We start from the raw sequence: 17638 nt of genomic DNA, 5'->3' as shown, positions 1-17638 counted from the left end.
CCCGAATGGTAGATATTTTTTACGGCTTGTGAAAAGGGCAGTCTGACAGAATTCGCAGTCCTGCCGCATAGATCCTCGCCGGTGCTTCATGATCTGAGCCGATCTACCTGGCTGATGACAATGCATGCATTACGATATGGCATTCTGAATGCAATCCAAAATTATATTTCCTGAGACCAGCATCCTTTGGGTTTAAATTCATGAGATGTTTGGCACGGATTTTGATGTCCACGAGTTAAATTTATCACACTTCGTCTGGGTTCGTTTTTGAGCGTGGCCAAGGCATATCGTTTAAGTGTCAACGTGATCCGTCGGACAGGCTCCGATTTGAGCGCTATTCGGGCGCCAGTCTAATAGCGTGGGTCTAAATTACAGGTCAATTCCCATCTTTATTACTTGAAGCTTGCAAAATATCTCTAGAGTTGAACGTCAAATGGAAATCCTCTTGTCGATCTGCTCCCAAGCTGACAGCAAAGTACTGCGCATGGTTTCTGGGTTATATCGGTCAGTGATCGCGCTGGCAGTATGGGCGCGGAGTTGATCCAGGCGGGTAGGGTCACGATCGTATTCTGTGACCACTTCTACCATGGTCCTTGCGAACGCTGCGATGTCGCCGTCCAGAATCGGAAATCCCGTGTCATGTTGAAAATACTCTTCGCCGCCTACACCTGTGTATCCAACCACAATGCAACCGGCAGTCATCGCTTCAGCAGGCGGTAAACCGAAACCTTCTCGATAGGAGAAAGAAAGGAAGATCAAACTCTCATTGAATATCGCATCCAGCTCTTCCGGTGAGGCATTCTCAATCTTTCGAAAGGACCAACCTTCCAATGCAGGATTCCCCTGCAGACACCCTAAAAGTGTCGCAATCTCTTTGGGCCGCTTACGAGGCATGTAGGCGATTTGGCGCTTCTTCCTTGTTGTTGGGTCCAACCTGGGTCGAGCAACTGACTGAGAAACCAAAAGGCTGTCAAGGCCAGTGAATTGAGTGACTGCAGACTGCGCCGCGACCGAGGTGGTAATAGTCGTTTCAAAATCATCAAGCGCCTTGGCACCGGTATTCAGATCACGTTGCAGCGCAAAACAGAACCCAAAAACATCCTGCACAAATAGTACCTTCTTATTGTCCGGAAAAAGAGCGCTGTATTCGGGGTACAAAAACTCAGGGATCATGAAGACATCGTCGGGACGCAATGTCAGCAGCGGGTTTGGTCCGGTTTCGCGCCGAGTAATTAAATCTAACAAATGCGCTTTAAAGCGAGCTTTGCGACCTAAAAACTGATAGCTGACCTTCGATAGCGGAGGATAGTAGTAAGGGGGCTGCGAGTTTTCAAAAAATGGGTAAGTGTAGTCGCTGGCGGCATGGAGCGCAGCCGCCTCATATCCTGCCTCGCACAAATGGCTTATCAATTGCAACGACACGTTGTTTCCACCAACTGGTCTTGTGACATCAGGTTGGACAAAAAAGTATCTCGGCATTGTGTATCCTGACCTTCTGTTCGGATAACTTGTTCTTGGCCAACATGGCTTGCATTGCTAGCGACGCGCTGGCTTAAACGCCTGACTGCAACTTGTCTTAGACGTCTTTGCAGTGCGGGCTGGCTTTGTCAATTTCGGTTTGGCGTTGAGTGTACTGGCTAGATAACATTCTGGATTGATACGATATTCAATTGGGAAACCCAGGGCGGTAAAAGACCTTTGGACACAACTTTGAGTGGCTGTTGAAGCTTGAATATTTGTCGGAACACAATGCTTTAATTGTCATGCGCATTGTTCGCCCGTGTTTAGCATATCTGCAAAGCTGCGCGCTACCAGATCGTGCCCTGCAGCATCAAGATGAGTGTAATCGTACGGAATATAGAAAGGATTACGGTATGGTGGATGATTGCTTCGAGCTTCACGCAGAACCTCGGTCAAATCGAGAAAGGGCAGGTTAAGATCGGCCGCAATCCCGCCCAAACGTTTTGGGGCATCAACGCTTAGTCGTGATTTAGGAACGAATTTAACATTGTCGGCCAAACGCTCACTTAGCATAAAGCGCGAAGGTAGGAATCCGACAATGACGCAAATATCATTACGGCGCGCCAACTGGTTCAACCTGGCTAGCTCTAACTCGAAGTTTTCCCACATACGCTGCGAATAACCCCAAGGCAGATCCGGTTGTTGCCAGCCATATGCCAACAATGGGCTTAGAGGGTCATTTGGGTTTGCATGATGGGTTAGGAGACCTAATGCATATTTCAAACTTTCAACGCTGCCATTCAAAACCTTCCAGAGCGCGCTTCCGCGAATGGTTGCAGAGAGCTTATCCACAAGAGTCTGCGGTCGAGCCGCCCGACGCCGTGTCGCTTCGACCACATGTGAAACGTTTACCATCGGCTTTCCATTACGAAATTCTGTGAAGCTGATCATGTTGCTAGTGACCAATAGTATGACTGTCTGAGGTGGCGGTGAGGTCCAAAGGGTCTCCAATCCGGCACCGATCTGTCGTAAATCTCCACCTCGTTGGCCTGCATTTGCAACAGTGGTTCCATCATTGAGATAGGTGGTTAGCCGCAGCGGCCAGGTTTCTTCTGCGGCGACGCCTGTACCGAACGTAGTTGAATCTCCCAATCCCAGGATAAGCGGCGCTTCAGCCTGGTCACCATCTGCAGGGAGGCGCCAACCGGTGTCAGAGAATACTACAGGATGCCCTCCAGTATTCCGGGCATCATAGATTTGGTCTGCCATCTGTGGGCGAAGCAAACGTAGCCCTGCTTCTAGCCCTACAATTAGCGCTATCAGGCAGAATAAAAATCCCGCCTGTGCCCGTAAGAATTTTTGAATAGCCTGGCCTAATTCGCGAGGCCCGCTCAGCTTTGCTCCCGAGCCAGCAGAATATTCAGGGCGAAACGACATAATCAGACCTTAGAATTGGAAATAGATGAATTCAACGTTGGATGCACCGGCGTATATCATCGGGAAAATGAGGCAGGTCGCCAATGCAGCAATGAATGCCAGACGCGGGTATGCTCTGAAACGAGCAACCCAGACACTACGCAGTCCCAATAACTCTACCACGAACAAGACAAGCAGTATTGCGACGGGCCATCCCAACGAGAACTCATACCCCGGCGCCCATACGGCGATCCGATGAATGATAGCTTTGGCCTGTTCAATGTCTGTGGCGCGGAAGAGTATCCAGGAGAAGCAGACCAGATGAAAAGTAATAAACCACTGCAACAGCCTGATTGGCAAGGTTCTTGCACGTTTATGGGCTAAACCAAACATACGCTCTAACGATAGAATGGCACCATGAAAAATACCCCAAGCTAGCCAATTCAATCCGGCACCATGCCATAGGCCACCTAGTGTCATTGTAATCATCAGATTGAGGTAAGTGCGCACTGCGCCCCGTTTGCTTCCACCGAGTGAGATATAAAGATAGTCTCGCAACCAAGTGGACAGTGAGATGTGCCAGCGCCGCCAGAATTCACCCATCGATAATGAGAGATAAGGTGAGTTAAAGTTTTTTGGCAACTTGACGCCCAACATTAGCGCGCAACCGATTGCGATATCTGTATAGCCGGAGAAGTCGAAGTATATCTGTGCGGCAAAGGCGTAGGTTGCGCTGAGTAAGGCCAGCCCGGACATGACATCAACGTTGCCATAAGCTTCGTTGACGATAGGAGCCATCGAGTCTGCCAAGAACACCTTTTTGCACAATCCCCAGACCATCAAGGCGATACCAGCTCTCAACAAAACAGGGTCTAATTTGTGCGCTTTGTGGATCTGTGGCACCAACACGTCTGCGCGCACAATCGGCCCGGCAACAAGCTGTGGAAAAAACGAAACATAGAGTGCAACGTCGATTGGATCTTCAAACGCGCGTATCTTTCCGCGATAAACATCAATCGTGTAACTCATTGTTTGAAATGTGTAAAAACTGATCCCGAGTGGTAAGATGAGATCCAATGCCGGCCATGGCGTAACGCCGGTTATTTCGGAGATAGTGGTTGAGAAAAAATTCGCGTATTTGAAGATCCCCAGCAAACCAAGGTTAAATACGAGTGACATCCAAAGCGCGAGTTTGCGACGGATATCTCCCGGTGGTGCGCGAGAGATAGTGCGGGCACACATATAGTCGACCGCAGTTGAAGCCACTAGAAGCAGCGAAAGTTCAACATCCCAGTACCAGTAGAAGACATAACTTGCCACCAACAGAAAATAACGACGCCAGTTCAAGGGCAGCGAATAGTGCAGCGTCACGACCGCAAACAAAAAAAACAAGAAAACTGTAGAGTTAAACAGCAAGTCGTAGGCCTTTACGTAAAATAGTGCCGATCGCTAAGTGGCACAGGCGCGGGCTTAAGATTATTGAGTGGATTTGGCGTCACGCTGAGCACCATCAATGCCTTTCTCGGTGCAAGTTTAAAATTAGGCTGCTGACGAAAGGCTCTGTCCGTTGTGGCAGCTGGCGATCGAGATTATAAGATTTTCTATGACTTCACATAAGACTTGCTGAGGGTTAAGCTGGATATTGGGTTCGTTAGCCATTGCGAAAAAACCCTGTCTGTTTTTCGTTAATGTGACGTCCCGAAAAGAAAGAAACTTCTTTGTTATAGGATATTGCGCCTTGAAGACCGCCTCTTTGGCGGAGAACATCTGCTTTGCAAAAATACCTCGGACGCTTTTCGGATAGGCAGCCAAACCAACTTGTTCCTCAGTAGTTAGAACCGTGTCCCAAATCGATCGGTCAAGTGGATGATCCTCTTCAATATCGACCCCGAGAGACTGGATCTGATCACCGTGCGAAACCAATGCGACAGCAGCTCGGTCACAGTGTGAAATTGACCCTTTTAGTCCAAACGGCCATATGGGTGCGCGATCTGGCCCCATGGGTATGGCAGTCTGTGGCAGACCTATGTCCGCCATAGCTGAGCGTGCTGACGCGCGACCAGCAGCAAACTCATTTCTGCGTTTCCTAGTCATGCGCATCGCAGCGACCTCTTCTTCTGGCCACAATGGTCGATCTGGACAAAGTGGATCACACACACCAATCCCGATCTTGTCGCTGACCATCCTGCGCAAATATTCTGTGATCGCACTCATTTCGGTCATCGGTCGGCCTTTTGTGTGCGCCGCATGCGCATCTCTTTTCGACGAGCCATTGCATCGGCCCTCGCACTTGTTGTGATTGGATCAGCTTGTGTACGGTCCGAATTTGCCGGGGGCGGTTCCGTGTTCGCTGCGCTGGAAACTGGCATCGAAGCGGTTGTACCACCTAGTTTATCGTGCACTGACGTTGCGAGATCGCTCAGCACCGGGAACCGGAAGATATCGGTTATCGACAGTTTAGGCACCGCAAGTCTGGTTCGGATCTCCCGATGTGCTTGTACCGCCAACAAGGAGTGACCGCCCAGATCGAAGAAATTGTCCCGCGGTGATACATCGCCGACCCCGAGTGTCTCGGTCCAAATCTTCGCAAGATTGGCTGTGATTTCTTCGAGATTGATTGCCGCAGACCTCTCGTCATCTTGCACGTTGGTTTCGGGAGGCTTTGTCAGGCCAGGCGTTTTCGGGACTAATGTGCGGACAGGCGCAGGCAGCGCCTTGCGGTCCACTTTCTTGTTCGGTGTAAGCGGGAAGGTCTCAAGCTGCACAAATCGCGTCGGGATCATATGTGCGGGCAGGTGTTCGGCGAGTGCGGTTTTAAGTGCGATCTCTTCCACTTCGGAATCCGCCAGCAAGTACGCGACAAGCTGCTGCAGACCTGGCTGATCCTCACGGACCACAACAACGGACTGGCGAATTCCCTCAAGCTGGTCGATGGCGGATTCGATCTCGCCCAGTTCAATCCGATAGCCGCGTAGTTTTACCTGAAAATCCGTACGGCCGATGAATTCGAGCGTACCGTCCATCCGCCAGCGTGCCAAATCACCCGTGCGATACAGGCGCGCGCCAGCTTGGTCTCCAAAAGGATCGGGAACAAAGCGCTCGGCTGTCAGCTCGGGGCGGTCCCAATATCCACGCGTAACCCCTGCGCCGCCGATATGAAGTTCGCCCGCCTTGCCAATAGGCTGCAGGGCCATATCTTCGTCCAAAATGTAGACTTGCGTGTTGGCAATGGGCGTGCCGATACTAACCAACCCCTCGCCTGGTTGCGCGACGTGAGACGTGGACCAAATTGTGGTCTCAGTCGGCCCGTACATGTTTTGAACCCGGGCCTTCGTGAGCTTTGCCAGATCGCCCACCAACGCCCCAGGCAGTGCTTCACCGCCAACCATCAAATGTTTGACCGTGTGAAGTGCAGCACCTGCCTCGTCATTCATCACCAGCATCCTTGCCATCGAGGGCGTGCATTGCAGATGAGTGACGTTATGCCGGGCGATTTGCGCTGCAATTGAATAGTCATCAGAGGCGAGATCAGTGCTTTCATTGGTGCGACGCACCACTTCTGCCAGCGGTTTCAGTCCTTGCAAGATCGTGTCTACGGCAATGCCATAGTCGATCAGGCAAGCGATCTCGGTAACACCGATGGCCTTGACTTGCGTGACACGCTCCATCGCATCTTCGATCGTGCCGAAAAGGCCGCTATCGTTGAAATAACGCTCAAAGGCAAAATCAAGTATGCCTTCCAGTTCCTCCTCAGTGAGGCTTCCCAGATCGAGCTGGAAGGCGTTATCGACACCTTCAGGTTTCTTGAAGGCAGGAAAGGCCCAGGCATATTGCTTGATGAGCCCAGCGGCCGAGCGCAGGTAATCCTTCATCGGTTCGCGAGCGATTTCGCGGGCCTCATCGCGGCTTTGGGCAAGGAAGCTGTGCAACATCAGCGTTACTTTAAAGCGCGACGGATCGTGACCCGCCTCTCGCAGTGCTGCGTGATAAAGCTTAATCTTGTCTGCCACCTCGTCGATCGACTGACCCAGAAGATGGGTTAGTACATGGCAGCCGTTGCGTCCCGCCTCTCGCCATGTTTCGGGATTGCCAGCCGTAGTGACCCACAGATCAGGGGATGGCGAGATAGGGCGCGGCTGAGTGACGACGGCATGCATTTCGCCATCTTTGCGCGGAAACTCCACGGGCTCACCTGCCCAGAGCTTACGCAGATCGGCGATCTGGCGGAACATGGCGGGCTTGTTCTCCGGCGGAGTGTTTTCGGGCCTCAGCACAAAATCATCGGGCTGCCAACCGCTGGCAATGGCCAGACCCGCGCGCCCGTTCGTCAAATTGTCGATCACCGCCCATTCCTCGGCGATGCGGGCGGTGTGGTGTAGCGGTGCTACGCAAGATCCTGCGCGGACGCCGATGTTTTGGGTACATCCTGCGACTGCCGCTCCAGTTACCGACGGGTTGGGGTAGGGGCCACCAAATGCATGGAAATGACGTTCGGGTGTCCAAACGGCGCAGAACCCGTTTTGATCGGCAAACTTTGCCCCCTCCAACAGCGAGCGGTATTTGTCCCGGCCAACACCGTCGTCATTTCCCCAGTAGTAAAGGCTGAACTCCATGCCGCCGACAGGCTTGCCCGTTGGTACGTCACCTGCGACCTGAGCGCGGCTTTCGTCACCAGACAGGACAAGCTTGAAACCACGGGCCAACGTCCAAAACAATTCCAGAACGGAAATATCGAAGCTGAGTGAGGTGACAGCAAACCAGACATTGCCTTCGCCATGTTCGATCCGTTCATCCATGCCCGCAAAGAAATTAATTACATTTCTATGCTCGACCATCACGCCCTTGGGACGCCCGGTCGATCCGGATGTATAAATTACGTAAGCCAGATCAGCTCCGCTTACACCTGTGTTGGGTGCCGTGTCTGGCTCTGAACTTATATCGCTGGCGATATCAAGAATCCGGGCATTGCCCGGCGGCAATGCGGCGGCATTCTCAGTATCGGTGACAATGACTGCGGCCCGACTGTCTTCAATGCACAGTGCCGTGCGTTCGGATGGGTAGGTCGGGTCGATGGGCAAATATGCACCACCTGCCTTCATGATGGCCAGCGCCGAGATTACTAGTTCTGCAGAGCGCGGCAGATGTAGCCCGACAATGGTACCGGGTGTCACACCCAAAGCGATCAGCCTGTGCGCCATTCGATTTGAAGCTGCGTCGAGTTCGCCGTAGCTCAGACTACGGCCTTCGAAAGCGAGCGCTTCGGCGTCTGGGTTACGCGCAACCTGTGTCTCAAACGCCTGATGCACGCAAAGTTCTGGGTCATAGGTGGTTGCGGTCCTGTTCCACTCGGAGACAAGCTTCTCGCGTTCACCTTCTGGCAGGATCGGAAGAGCTGAAGCGGAATCGCTGTCGTGCAGATGTGTCAGAAGATGTGAAAGGCGAGCTGCATAGAGGTCGAGTACGGCATCACCGATCCGGGATTTATCCCCGAAAAGTGTCGCACTGCCCCCTGCGTCTATCGCAAGGGTTAGCACGGTATTGGGCACCAGCCCTGCTTCTGGATCGTCGGACAGACCCAGTTCAGGCATGGCAGGCAGATCCCCTCCCGGCAGACGCGCGATGAGGTCAACGACGAAGGGGCCATTATCCAGTGCTTCGGCACAGGCGTCTTTCAGGGCGTTGGTCATTGTGGCAAAGCTGTCACTTTGCGCAATCTGCACGGGCCGCCAATCGGCGATGTAGGAAGCACCCGGGTCTTGCGGCGCGGGTACATGCAGGGCGAGATCGATGCTCGCATTATCTGAAAGCCGCGTGCCCATTAAGGCGAAGGCTGCGTGGACGCTGGCCGTGTCCAGCTCATCGGGAACGGCAATGGCTCGTGCGATGGGCTGATGTGCCCCTTGCGCTGCTGTGATCAATGGAAGATTGGAGGGTGTGATCGCCTCAAGTTTACTTCGCCAAACGTGATCGTTGGCGGCAAGCGGTGCCAATGCTGCGTCGAGCTCTTGCCTGGCCTGCGATGTCGGGCTGGGCAGGATTGCCCCAACGCGAGTGATATCCTGCGGCAAAACATGTTTGCCGTAGCTATCAGTAATCCGCGTTAGAACCAAATCACCTTCTCCAGTGGCAACCGAAAGCATATCGGCATCTGCAGCAAGGACGGCGCCGGGGGCTGCACCTGATGCGCCGGTGGCGATATGTGCTGCGCGTACCAACCAAACCTGTCCGCCGACCTCGAATTTCGGAATGCAGAGCGGGTTCCAGTAATCCCCGTGATCCAGCGCGCGGATTAGCCGCTCAAGCTCAGCGGCGGGGCGCGTGAAATCAAGTCGCGCGCCTGCTTGTGGTCGGTCATCCCGAGCGAAATAGCCGCGTTTTGACAGATCTTGCTTTTGCCGATTGGGTTCTGGCCTTGCCAACTCAGCCACTACCGTGGGAAAGCTATCAATGGCGGCGGCATAGCATTTTGTATTGAGCGTCAAAGCCGTGTCACGATTGGTAATTTCAAAGCGGGCGCTAGCTATTACATCGCCTTCGTCCACTCCGCCTTCGATCAGGTGCCAGCTGATCCCGTGTTCAGTTTCACCGGCTAAAGCGGCCCAAACCGGAACGTTGAGTCCGGCGTACTCTGGCAAAGGCCCGTCGTGGAAATTCACAGCCCCCCTGTCAGGCGTCTGCAGCACGGCCTTGGGTATTATGTCCAAGTTGGCAATTGAAAGCAGCCAGTCGAAACGTTCCCCGGTCAATTGAGTGTTCAGACAGTCTGCGAGGTCCGGCCCCGGTGCGATCACGGGAAGCATATGTTCCGTTGCCCAATGGCGCACATCCTCATTTCGAGTAACGACAGCGCGAATGCTATGATTGCCCTCCAGGAGAATCTCCCCGCATTGAATGACGAGGCTTTCATTGCCCATAATGACCGAACTGAAATGAGACATGGAATATCCGCTTTGGTATGAATCAGGACTGGGAAACTGTATCTCGGTCGTCCTGTAGGTTCGAGGTGGTGGGTCGCCGCACAAGTGCTTGCAGATCGTGGACTAACATAGTGGTTAGAAAGCCAGGCTTCATGTGACGATCCCGACGCAGCAAAAAACAGCGAAGTGAATGCAGCCCGCCGCACAGCACATGCGTCAGCGTTGCAAAGGCGGCATAGGCGCGCCCATGATTTTTGGAGAAGTAGTGCCAACGGCTGTCATACCAGTATGACGGAATCCGATTCCAACGTTTCATCCCGGTGGATGCAGAGCCTATATGGGCAACACGGCTATCGACCACGTAGTCGACCCGGTGGCCCGCTTTGGTGGCCCTACGGCAAAGATCAGTTTCTTCGAAATAAAGGAAGAAGGTCTCGTCGAACAAACCGATATCGTCCAAAACACTCTGCCGCATCATCATGCTGGCGCCAGCCAGCCAATCTACAGGCGTTGTTTCTTTGGGCGTGTCGATCGGTACACGGTGGTTGCGTAACAGCCGGGTGATGGGTCCGATGCGAATGGAACTTTCAAATTCGCTTACGATGGAAGGGAAGCGGAAACTTGTAAGATGGGTCTCGCCGGTTTCACCATGGATATAGCTGCCGGCAAAACCCGCCTTAGAGTTTTTTTCCAGATGCTCCAATAGCGCTTGAATCGCGTCATCAGCGGGAAACGCATCAGAATTCAGAATATAGACGTAGTCGGGCTTGGTCCCATCGGGCAGCCCGGCGCGGATGCCAACGTTGTTACCAGCGCCAAATCCACCATTCCAGCCTGCCTCTATCACTCGTATTCGACCGTCTGCATCCCAACCTTCTTGAGCTACATGCGCCGAGATTTGTTCATAAGATCCGTCCTCGCTGTGATTGTCGACAATGACGATACCTCCTGCAATGCCTTCCATCGCCCTCCGCGCCGCATCAATAGATTTCAGCGTCATTTCAGCGGTCTTATAGTTCAAGATGATGGTCAGTACTGTCGGGCTGTTACGCGCGATCATTCTGCAGCCTCCAGATACGGCGCTATCGGACCAGATTGGTTCGATTTTTCGGCGGCCTCCAATACACGCCGAATGCGGTCAGCCAACACTCGGACATTGGGCTCCAGGACCATGGAGTCGTGATCTCCGGGTACTTCAAAGACCTCAAGCCCCGGAACATGGCGCGTCCAGTCATTGTCAGGGAACATGTAATGTTTGTGCTTGTCCACGAGACGCCCTGGTGCCACTTCCCAACGCGCCAGAAGTGGTGGACGGAAGAGTGTCAGCGGTCCATCCCACGGTTCGACTTTGTACTGGCCGACACTTTCGAGGAACGCGGCTTCGATTGCAGCGTCATGGAACTTTGACCCGGCCTCCTCGTCTTCGACAGGTTCGCCCCGGCGTTTTTTCATTTCCCACTCAATGCGATTGCGGGCCCATGTCGTGACATAGCGCAGTCCTTCTTCGCGCAGGTTGAGCCAATTGATCATGTACCGGTCGCGGCGGGTGAGGTGCGGTCGCTGAGGCAGCGGTGTATCAAGCAGAATGATCGCGGATACTTCTTCACCGGCGGCACGAAGTTGCTGTGCAATCTCGTAAGCGGTAATGCCGCCGCCAGAAAATCCACCAACCATGTAGGGTCCGCTTGGCTGTACTTGCCGCATTTCCGCGATGTAGTCGCGGGCAGCATCCGGCAGGGATCGGTGCGGTTCTTCATCGCCGTAGAGTCCGCGTGCTTGTAGCCCGTAGAAGGGCCGATCCGCCCCCAATATATGCGCTAGATGGCGCAGATTGAGCACATTGCCGAACATGCCGGCCACCAAGAAGAAGGGTGTGCGAGGGCCGCTTTCGTCGGCATGCATCGGAACAAGATGAGTAAAGCGCCGTTCCAGCCGTGAAGCATTTTCGTCAGATGGCCCATCGCTTGCCGTACCGCCCGCGACCACACCGCGTTCAGCGATAAGGGTTGCCACCTTGCGAATGGTGGGTGCTTCGAAGAGGACAGATATCGGGAAGTCCACTGCATAAGTCTTGCGGATTTGCGCAAAGAGCCGCACCGCAATCAATGAATGCCCACCGAGATCGAAGAAACTGTCTTCTGCGCCGATCTGGTCGACCCCAAGAAGGTCTGACCAGAAACCGGCAAGGGTCGTTTCGATCGCACCTTCGGGTTCGACATAATCGCTGTCCAACTGCGGGCGTTCGAAGGTCTGGCTCTCGGTTTCGGTGTCTTCAGTCTGCTCAGCCTGCGCGATCAGATCGGGCAGTGGCAGTGAGCTGACGATCACCTGTGGTATGTCCAATGCGAGCGCGCGTAGGAAGAGCTCGCCCCCTTCTTCAGCGCGGATACCTTGTGAAATATTGTGACGCAGGCGTTCTTCGGCAGGTGACAATTGGCGTTGTGGTTCGGTGTCATCAACGGTAATAGGTGCCGCTTCTGTTTCGGTCACCGCAAAACCTGCGCTGCTTTCCATCCGGCGGATCGAGAAATTGTGTATCTCTACACAGACCTCACCCTCGGGTGTGGCTATAGTGATGTCGAAACTGGCGATTTCACCTTCTGCGTGGTTGTCCCCCGCATTTCGGACCCAGCTGACCACTCGCTCAGGTAGCGCGCGGAATACGCGGACAGACTGATATGAGACAGGCACCCATAAGTTGGTGGGTTGATAGTCTTTTATCAGAGCCATTGCCCAACCCGTGGCCAAATCCATCAATCCGGGATGCAGCCTATACCCGGCCGCGCCATCCTCTTTTGCCTCAATCGGCAGAGCAAGTTCCGCTAAACCTTCGCCATCTCCGAGGGCGGTTTTTTGCAACACTCTCCAGCGCGGTCCAAAGCGCAGATGCGCCTCTTGAGCGCCCGGTAGCCAGCCGCCTGTGCCTGCTTCAATCGGGGCGGCGCAGCGCGAGGCGATTTCAGCGGGATCAATAGGCGCTGGGCTGGCCATCGGTAATAGAGCCAGACTGGCTTGCGCGTTCCTTTCACGCGCATCCTCGGGACCACTTTCCACAATCAGATCATAGCCGGTACTGCTGCGTGGCATTTGCACTGCTATATCGCGGGTTTCGGTCTCACTTACGGCTAGCGGTCGCAGAAAATAGAGATCGCGGATCTCAAACGCTGCAGTCTCACCCTGAGCGGCAAGCGCTTGAGCAGCCAGTTCCAGATATCCCGTGCCCGGCAGCAAGGCATCCCCGGCGTATGTGCGGTGATCGTCCAAAATCCATTGCTCGGCCACACTGTATTTCGCATTGAAAATTCGGTGGCCGGAGGCATCGAAAGTCTTTTCCGCCAGCAGAGGTACACCAGCAGGCAAGACAGGCGCAGGCTCGCGCGTACCGGTACGCAGGGCCATCGCCTTTGCCGCCATACCGGTATCCGCCCAAATCCCCCAACCGATAGCGATGATCTTGGTCTGACCTCCGGCGCGGGATTTGGCATAAGCATTTATGTATTCGTTGGCGGCAACATAATCGACCTGGCCAGCAGGGGTTGTTGCGGTCGAACTTGATGAAAACAGGGCCATCCAGTCGAGTGCGCCATCTGGAAAGACTTCTTCGAGAACCTTTAGACCATGCAGTTTCGGCGAAAAGACATCTTCCACCTCGGTCATACTCTTGGTCTGGATGAGCCCATCCTTGATAACGCCGGCTGCGTGGATCAAACCGTTTACCGGGCCGAACTGCTCTTCTGCCTTCGCTCGTACAGTGCGCATATCCTCGATGTTGCTAACATCACCTGCCAGACAGAGTATCTCGCCACCAGCTGATTCCAGATCGCGAACGGCGCTGATACGGCGCGCCAACGGATCGTCTGGCGCAGTGTTTTCCAGAACTCGATCCCAATCCTTGCGCGGAGGCAAGGGGCTTCGGGCAAGAAGCACGACACGGGCTGCAGTTTGCGCCATCAATCGTCGAGCGAGCGTGAGGCCAATTCCGCCAAATCCGCCGGTGATGAGGTATACTCCGCCTTCTCGAAGCATGGGCTGTGCATCTTCTGTTTTGGCGAGGGCCTGCGCGCGGTAGCCCATCTCAAAACGCTTTGTACCGCGCAACGCGGCGGTCAGATTTACTGGTGGTCCCAACACCTCTTCCAATACGGGTGCAACAAAGCCGGATAAATCAGGACGAGCGCGAGCGCCCCGGCCTGCAATTTGCGGCACGTCGAGATCAAGCGTCGCTACTGTTATATTGGGAAACTCGCGTGGGATGACGCGTGCGGGCCCGGCCAACGTGCTCTTTTCAGGATAGCTAAGCACTTCGCTGGCCACCTGGGCTGCGCCTGAGCTCAACACGGTGAGATGCATCGGATGGCTCCAGCCTTCGTCACCCATGGCTTGGGCAAGAAATAGCAGACAGAAGAAACCTTGTTCCAAGTTGCGGTGAATAAAGCTCGAGCCGGGACGGTAACTCTCACGCGTCGTAGTGAGCCAACCATGAAGCACCCGAGTAGGTAGAATTTCTCGCGATATGAGATCCGCGATCAATGCATCATAGCTGTCTCTGCCGCGTTCAGGTGACAGGATGTAGTCGCTGTCCCCATCTCGGGCAAAGGTATCGCCGGCGCGCACCGTCAGTACGATATGACCGGCCTTGCGCAGTCGCGCCGTCACGGCATCGCACAACCCCGCCTCATCCGCGAACACGAGCCACGTTTCGGGTGTGTCGGTGGCGAGATCGCCGGTGACATCCATGTCGCAAGCGGCATAGGCCGGACGCCACGCTGGGCGCCACCCCCAGTTTTCCGGGACATCTTCGCGCATCAGCCAATCGGTATCGGCCTCTGCCTTAGCCTTGCCCGGTTCGATGAAGTAGGGGCTGCGTTGGAATGCATAGGTAGGTAGGGGCAGGCGCATTCGTTGCGCGTCGCCCCAGTACTGATCCCAGTCGAAGCTGCCACCCAAGGCCCATATCCGGCCCAGCATGGCAAGAAAATAGGCGTCGTCTGCAGTTTCATCCGCTGGATGGCGCAACGTGCTGATGACCTGATTGGCTTCCAGTTTTGGATGCTGACCTGCAAGCGAGGCCATAGCCTTACCAGGCCCCACTTCGATGAAGATGCGGTTTTTGTTCGCCAGTGTACCTATGCAGTCGGCGAAATGGACTGTGCCGCGCAGATGGTCCACCCAGTAGTCCGGATTAGTAGCCTGCGCGTCGGTGATCATCTCGCCGGAGCGGTTCGAGGTGAAAGGTATCTGTGGGGCCTTCAATTCAATGGAATTCAGATAAGCCCGAAAATCCTCCAGAATTGGCTCTAACATACGCGAATGCGCAGCAATATCGATCTGGATGCGCTGGTAATCCACTTCGCGTTTCTTCAGTTCTTCTTCAAGCTGATCAAGCGCAGCTTGCGGACCGGTGGCGACAGAAAGTTGAGGAGCGTTCACTGCGCCCAGATCCAAATCGTCACCCAGCATCGGAGTGAGTTCTTCTGCCGAAAGGGTTACGGACAGCATCCCGCCAGCAGGAACCGTATCGAACAGCCGGCCTCGCAGATGGACCAGCCCGATACAATCCTCAAAAGACATGACACCAGCGACACAGGCTGCGGTATTCTCGCCCATGGAGTGGCCGACAAGGGCGGCAGGTTTCACACCCCAGCTCATCCAAAGATGTGCAAGAGCAACCTCGCAAATCATAATGAGTGGAAGCTGTACCGATGGCTTCTGTAGCTGAGCATCGGCGTCGGCCTCTGCATCGCTTTCAGGCAGCCAAAGCGCACGGATGTCATAATCGAGCTTGGGCGCCAGAATCTCAAGGCCGCGATCCATCCATTCGGCAAAGACAGGCTCTGTTTCATAGAGATCGCGCGCCATTCCGGCATATTGCGCACCACCGCCTGGAAACATGAATACCGTGTCGGGGCGGTCGAGAGCGACGTGGCTAAATACACGGCGGGGGTCGTTCTCCTGCAGCCGTGCGGCAGCTTCCTCATGAGTTTCGGCCACTACTACGCGACGCCGTTCGAAATCGTGGCGACCTTCGTGCAGGGTCCATGCGACATCCGCCAAATCTTGCTCGGGACGGGCTGTGAGATGCGCCGCAAGATTGGCCGCATTATCCTCGAGTGCTGCTTTCGACCGTGCAGATAAGGTTAATAGTTGAAAGGGCCAGTCCGAGGGCTCGGAGGCGGAACGCAAAGGCGCTTCTTCCAGTACTGCGTGGGCATTTGTGCCACCGACGCCCAATGAATTGATACCTGCGCGTCGAGGGCCTTTGTGGCTGACCCAGTTCGACAGCGTATCATTGACCTTGAAAGGAGAGGTCTCAAAATCGATAGCGGGGTTGGGTTTTTCATAGCCCAGAGAAGGAGGGATCTCACGGTGATGCAAAGCAAGCGTGGTCTTGATCAAACTCGCCACGCCCGCTGCTGTGTCGAGATGACCGATATTGGTCTTGACCGAGCCCAATTTGCAGAACCCTGTCTTTTCGGTGGTTTCTGCAAAAGCCTGCGTTAAGGCGGCAATTTCGATCGGGTCACCCAAATAGGTCCCGGTGCCGTGACACTCGACATAGTCGATGGTGTCGGCGGTCACGTCCGACATTGTATGCGCTTCCGAGATCGCGGCAGCCTGCCCATCTACGGACGGCGCGAGATAGCCTGCTTTGGCGGCCCCATCATTGTTGATTGCGGTGCCTTTCAGGACCGCCCAGATGTGATCGCCATCGCGGATCGCGTCATCAAGGCGACGCAACACGACGGCACCGGCACCCGACCCGAAAACCGTCCCTTCCGCGCGGTGGTCAAATGCGTGACAATGGCCATCCGGCGAGAGCACCTCGCCCGGTTTGTAGATATAGCCGCGGTTTTGCGGTAACTCGATGGTCACTCCGCCAGCGATGGCAATGTCGCATTCACCGGTCAGCAATGCCTGAGCCGCGTAATGCGTAGCCACCAGCGAGGTCGAACAAGCCGTCTGCACATTAACGCTGGGGCCTTTCATGTCGAAGATATGGCTTACTCGCGTGGCAAGGAAATCCTTGTCGTTGCCTGTGTGGCGTAACAAAAACATGCCAACATCATTGACGAGATCGTGGTTGGAGCAGATGTTGAAATAGAAGTAGCTGCCCATGCCGCAGCCCGCGTAGACACCAATGGGTCCTTTGGCTTTGCTGGGTGGATGGCCAGCATGCTCCATCGCTTCCCAGGCTACCTCAAGAAACTGGCGATGCTGTGGATCCATTATCGCTGCCTCTTTTGGAGACAATCCAAAGAAATCCGCATCGAATGTTTCGAATCCATCAAGAGGCGCGGCAGCTGGTACGTAGTCAGGCCGTTCCAATAAATGGGGCGCTTCACCCGCCGCAATGAGCTCTTCTCGGCTATAACTACGTATGGATTCAATTCCATTACGAAGGTTCTGCCAGTAAATTTCGGGGCTGGCGGCGCCAGGCAGATGTGCCCCTAACCCTATAATTGCAATATCCGTTGCAATGGCTGCCATAGAAAACTGTTCCCTAGTTAAGCTCGATGTTAAATCTTACTGGCTACAATATTACGCAAAAATTCCACACCACAGAATGCGGGTTTCTGCCGCCATGTCCAGTTTGTCTTGATTTTCATTGCACGTAAACGATCTTTGTGGAACCGAAGCCAACGCCATATGACCGGATTGAGTTGCGCTTTATCGCAGATACAAGCTCAAATCCCAAGGACCGGTATGTTTTATATCTATCGTTATCATGCGCCAGAGTTCGCTAACTTATTTAAGGACATTTGGCCCGAAATAGGCTCGAAAGGATGATACCATCGCAGATGCCAGAACGCATTGGCACCGGAATTTGTTTCTCCTACTCCATA

The 17638-nt window shown here is 54.3% G+C and carries 7 protein-coding genes; all 7 read right to left on the bottom strand.

Annotated elements, in window-relative coordinates; all coding sequences use genetic code 11:
- Positions 1-429: 429 nt before the first annotated feature.
- On the bottom strand, positions 430-1479 hold the full coding sequence (locus AC2TEM_RS06800; RefSeq protein ID WP_170422995.1) for a glycosyltransferase: 1050 nt from the start codon (positions 1477-1479) through the stop codon (positions 430-432).
- 282 nt (positions 1480-1761) lie between these two features.
- Positions 1762-2730 carry an SGNH/GDSL hydrolase family protein gene (locus AC2TEM_RS06795; RefSeq protein ID WP_170803262.1) on the bottom strand — a complete coding sequence of 323 codons (969 nt, stop codon included), beginning with the start codon at positions 2728-2730 and terminating at the stop codon, positions 1762-1764.
- 177 nt (positions 2731-2907) lie between these two features.
- Entirely contained in the window at positions 2908-4293 is a 1386-nt protein-coding gene (locus AC2TEM_RS06790) for an MBOAT family protein (RefSeq protein WP_170422991.1), read from the bottom strand.
- Positions 4294-4416: 123 nt separating this feature from the next.
- Positions 4417-5091: a 4'-phosphopantetheinyl transferase superfamily protein gene (locus AC2TEM_RS06785; protein ID WP_170422989.1), complete on the bottom strand. Its 675-nt coding sequence runs from the start codon at positions 5089-5091 to the stop codon at positions 4417-4419.
- A 5-nt stretch (positions 5092-5096) separates the two neighbouring features.
- Positions 5097-9815 carry a MupA/Atu3671 family FMN-dependent luciferase-like monooxygenase gene (locus AC2TEM_RS06780; RefSeq protein WP_170422987.1) on the bottom strand — a complete coding sequence of 1573 codons (4719 nt, stop codon included), beginning with the start codon at positions 9813-9815 and terminating at the stop codon, positions 5097-5099.
- Positions 9816-9837: 22 nt separating this feature from the next.
- The gene (locus AC2TEM_RS06775; protein ID WP_170422985.1) at positions 9838-10854 is read right to left on the bottom strand and encodes a glycosyltransferase family 2 protein; all 1017 of its coding nucleotides are present in this window, start codon (positions 10852-10854) and stop codon (positions 9838-9840) included.
- Positions 10851-17282: a type I polyketide synthase gene (locus AC2TEM_RS06770; RefSeq protein WP_170422983.1), complete on the bottom strand. Its 6432-nt coding sequence runs from the start codon at positions 17280-17282 to the stop codon at positions 10851-10853. Before AC2TEM_RS06770 ends, AC2TEM_RS06775 begins: the two co-directional genes overlap by 4 nt.
- Positions 17283-17638: the final 356 nt, after the last annotated feature.

It is taken from the genome of Ruegeria sp. HKCCD3925 (assembly GCF_057221175.1).
The sequence above is the reverse complement of the archived record's forward strand: the minus strand, read 5'-3'. Positions and strand labels throughout refer to the sequence as shown.

Coding starts and splice junctions, on each gene's coding strand:
- AC2TEM_RS06800 (WP_170422995.1), bottom strand. CDS start 1,479: ATGCCGAGATACTTTTTTGTCCAACCTGATGTCACAAGACCAGTTGGT.
- AC2TEM_RS06795 (WP_170803262.1), bottom strand. CDS start 2,730: ATGGCAGACCAAATCTATGATGCCCGGAATACTGGAGGGCATCCTGTA.
- AC2TEM_RS06785 (WP_170422989.1), bottom strand. CDS start 5,091: ATGAGTGCGATCACAGAATATTTGCGCAGGATGGTCAGCGACAAGATC.
- AC2TEM_RS06780 (WP_170422987.1), bottom strand. CDS start 9,815: ATGTCTCATTTCAGTTCGGTCATTATGGGCAATGAAAGCCTCGTCATT.
- AC2TEM_RS06775 (WP_170422985.1), bottom strand. CDS start 10,854: ATGATCGCGCGTAACAGCCCGACAGTACTGACCATCATCTTGAACTAT.
- AC2TEM_RS06770 (WP_170422983.1), bottom strand. CDS start 17,282: ATGGCAGCCATTGCAACGGATATTGCAATTATAGGGTTAGGGGCACAT.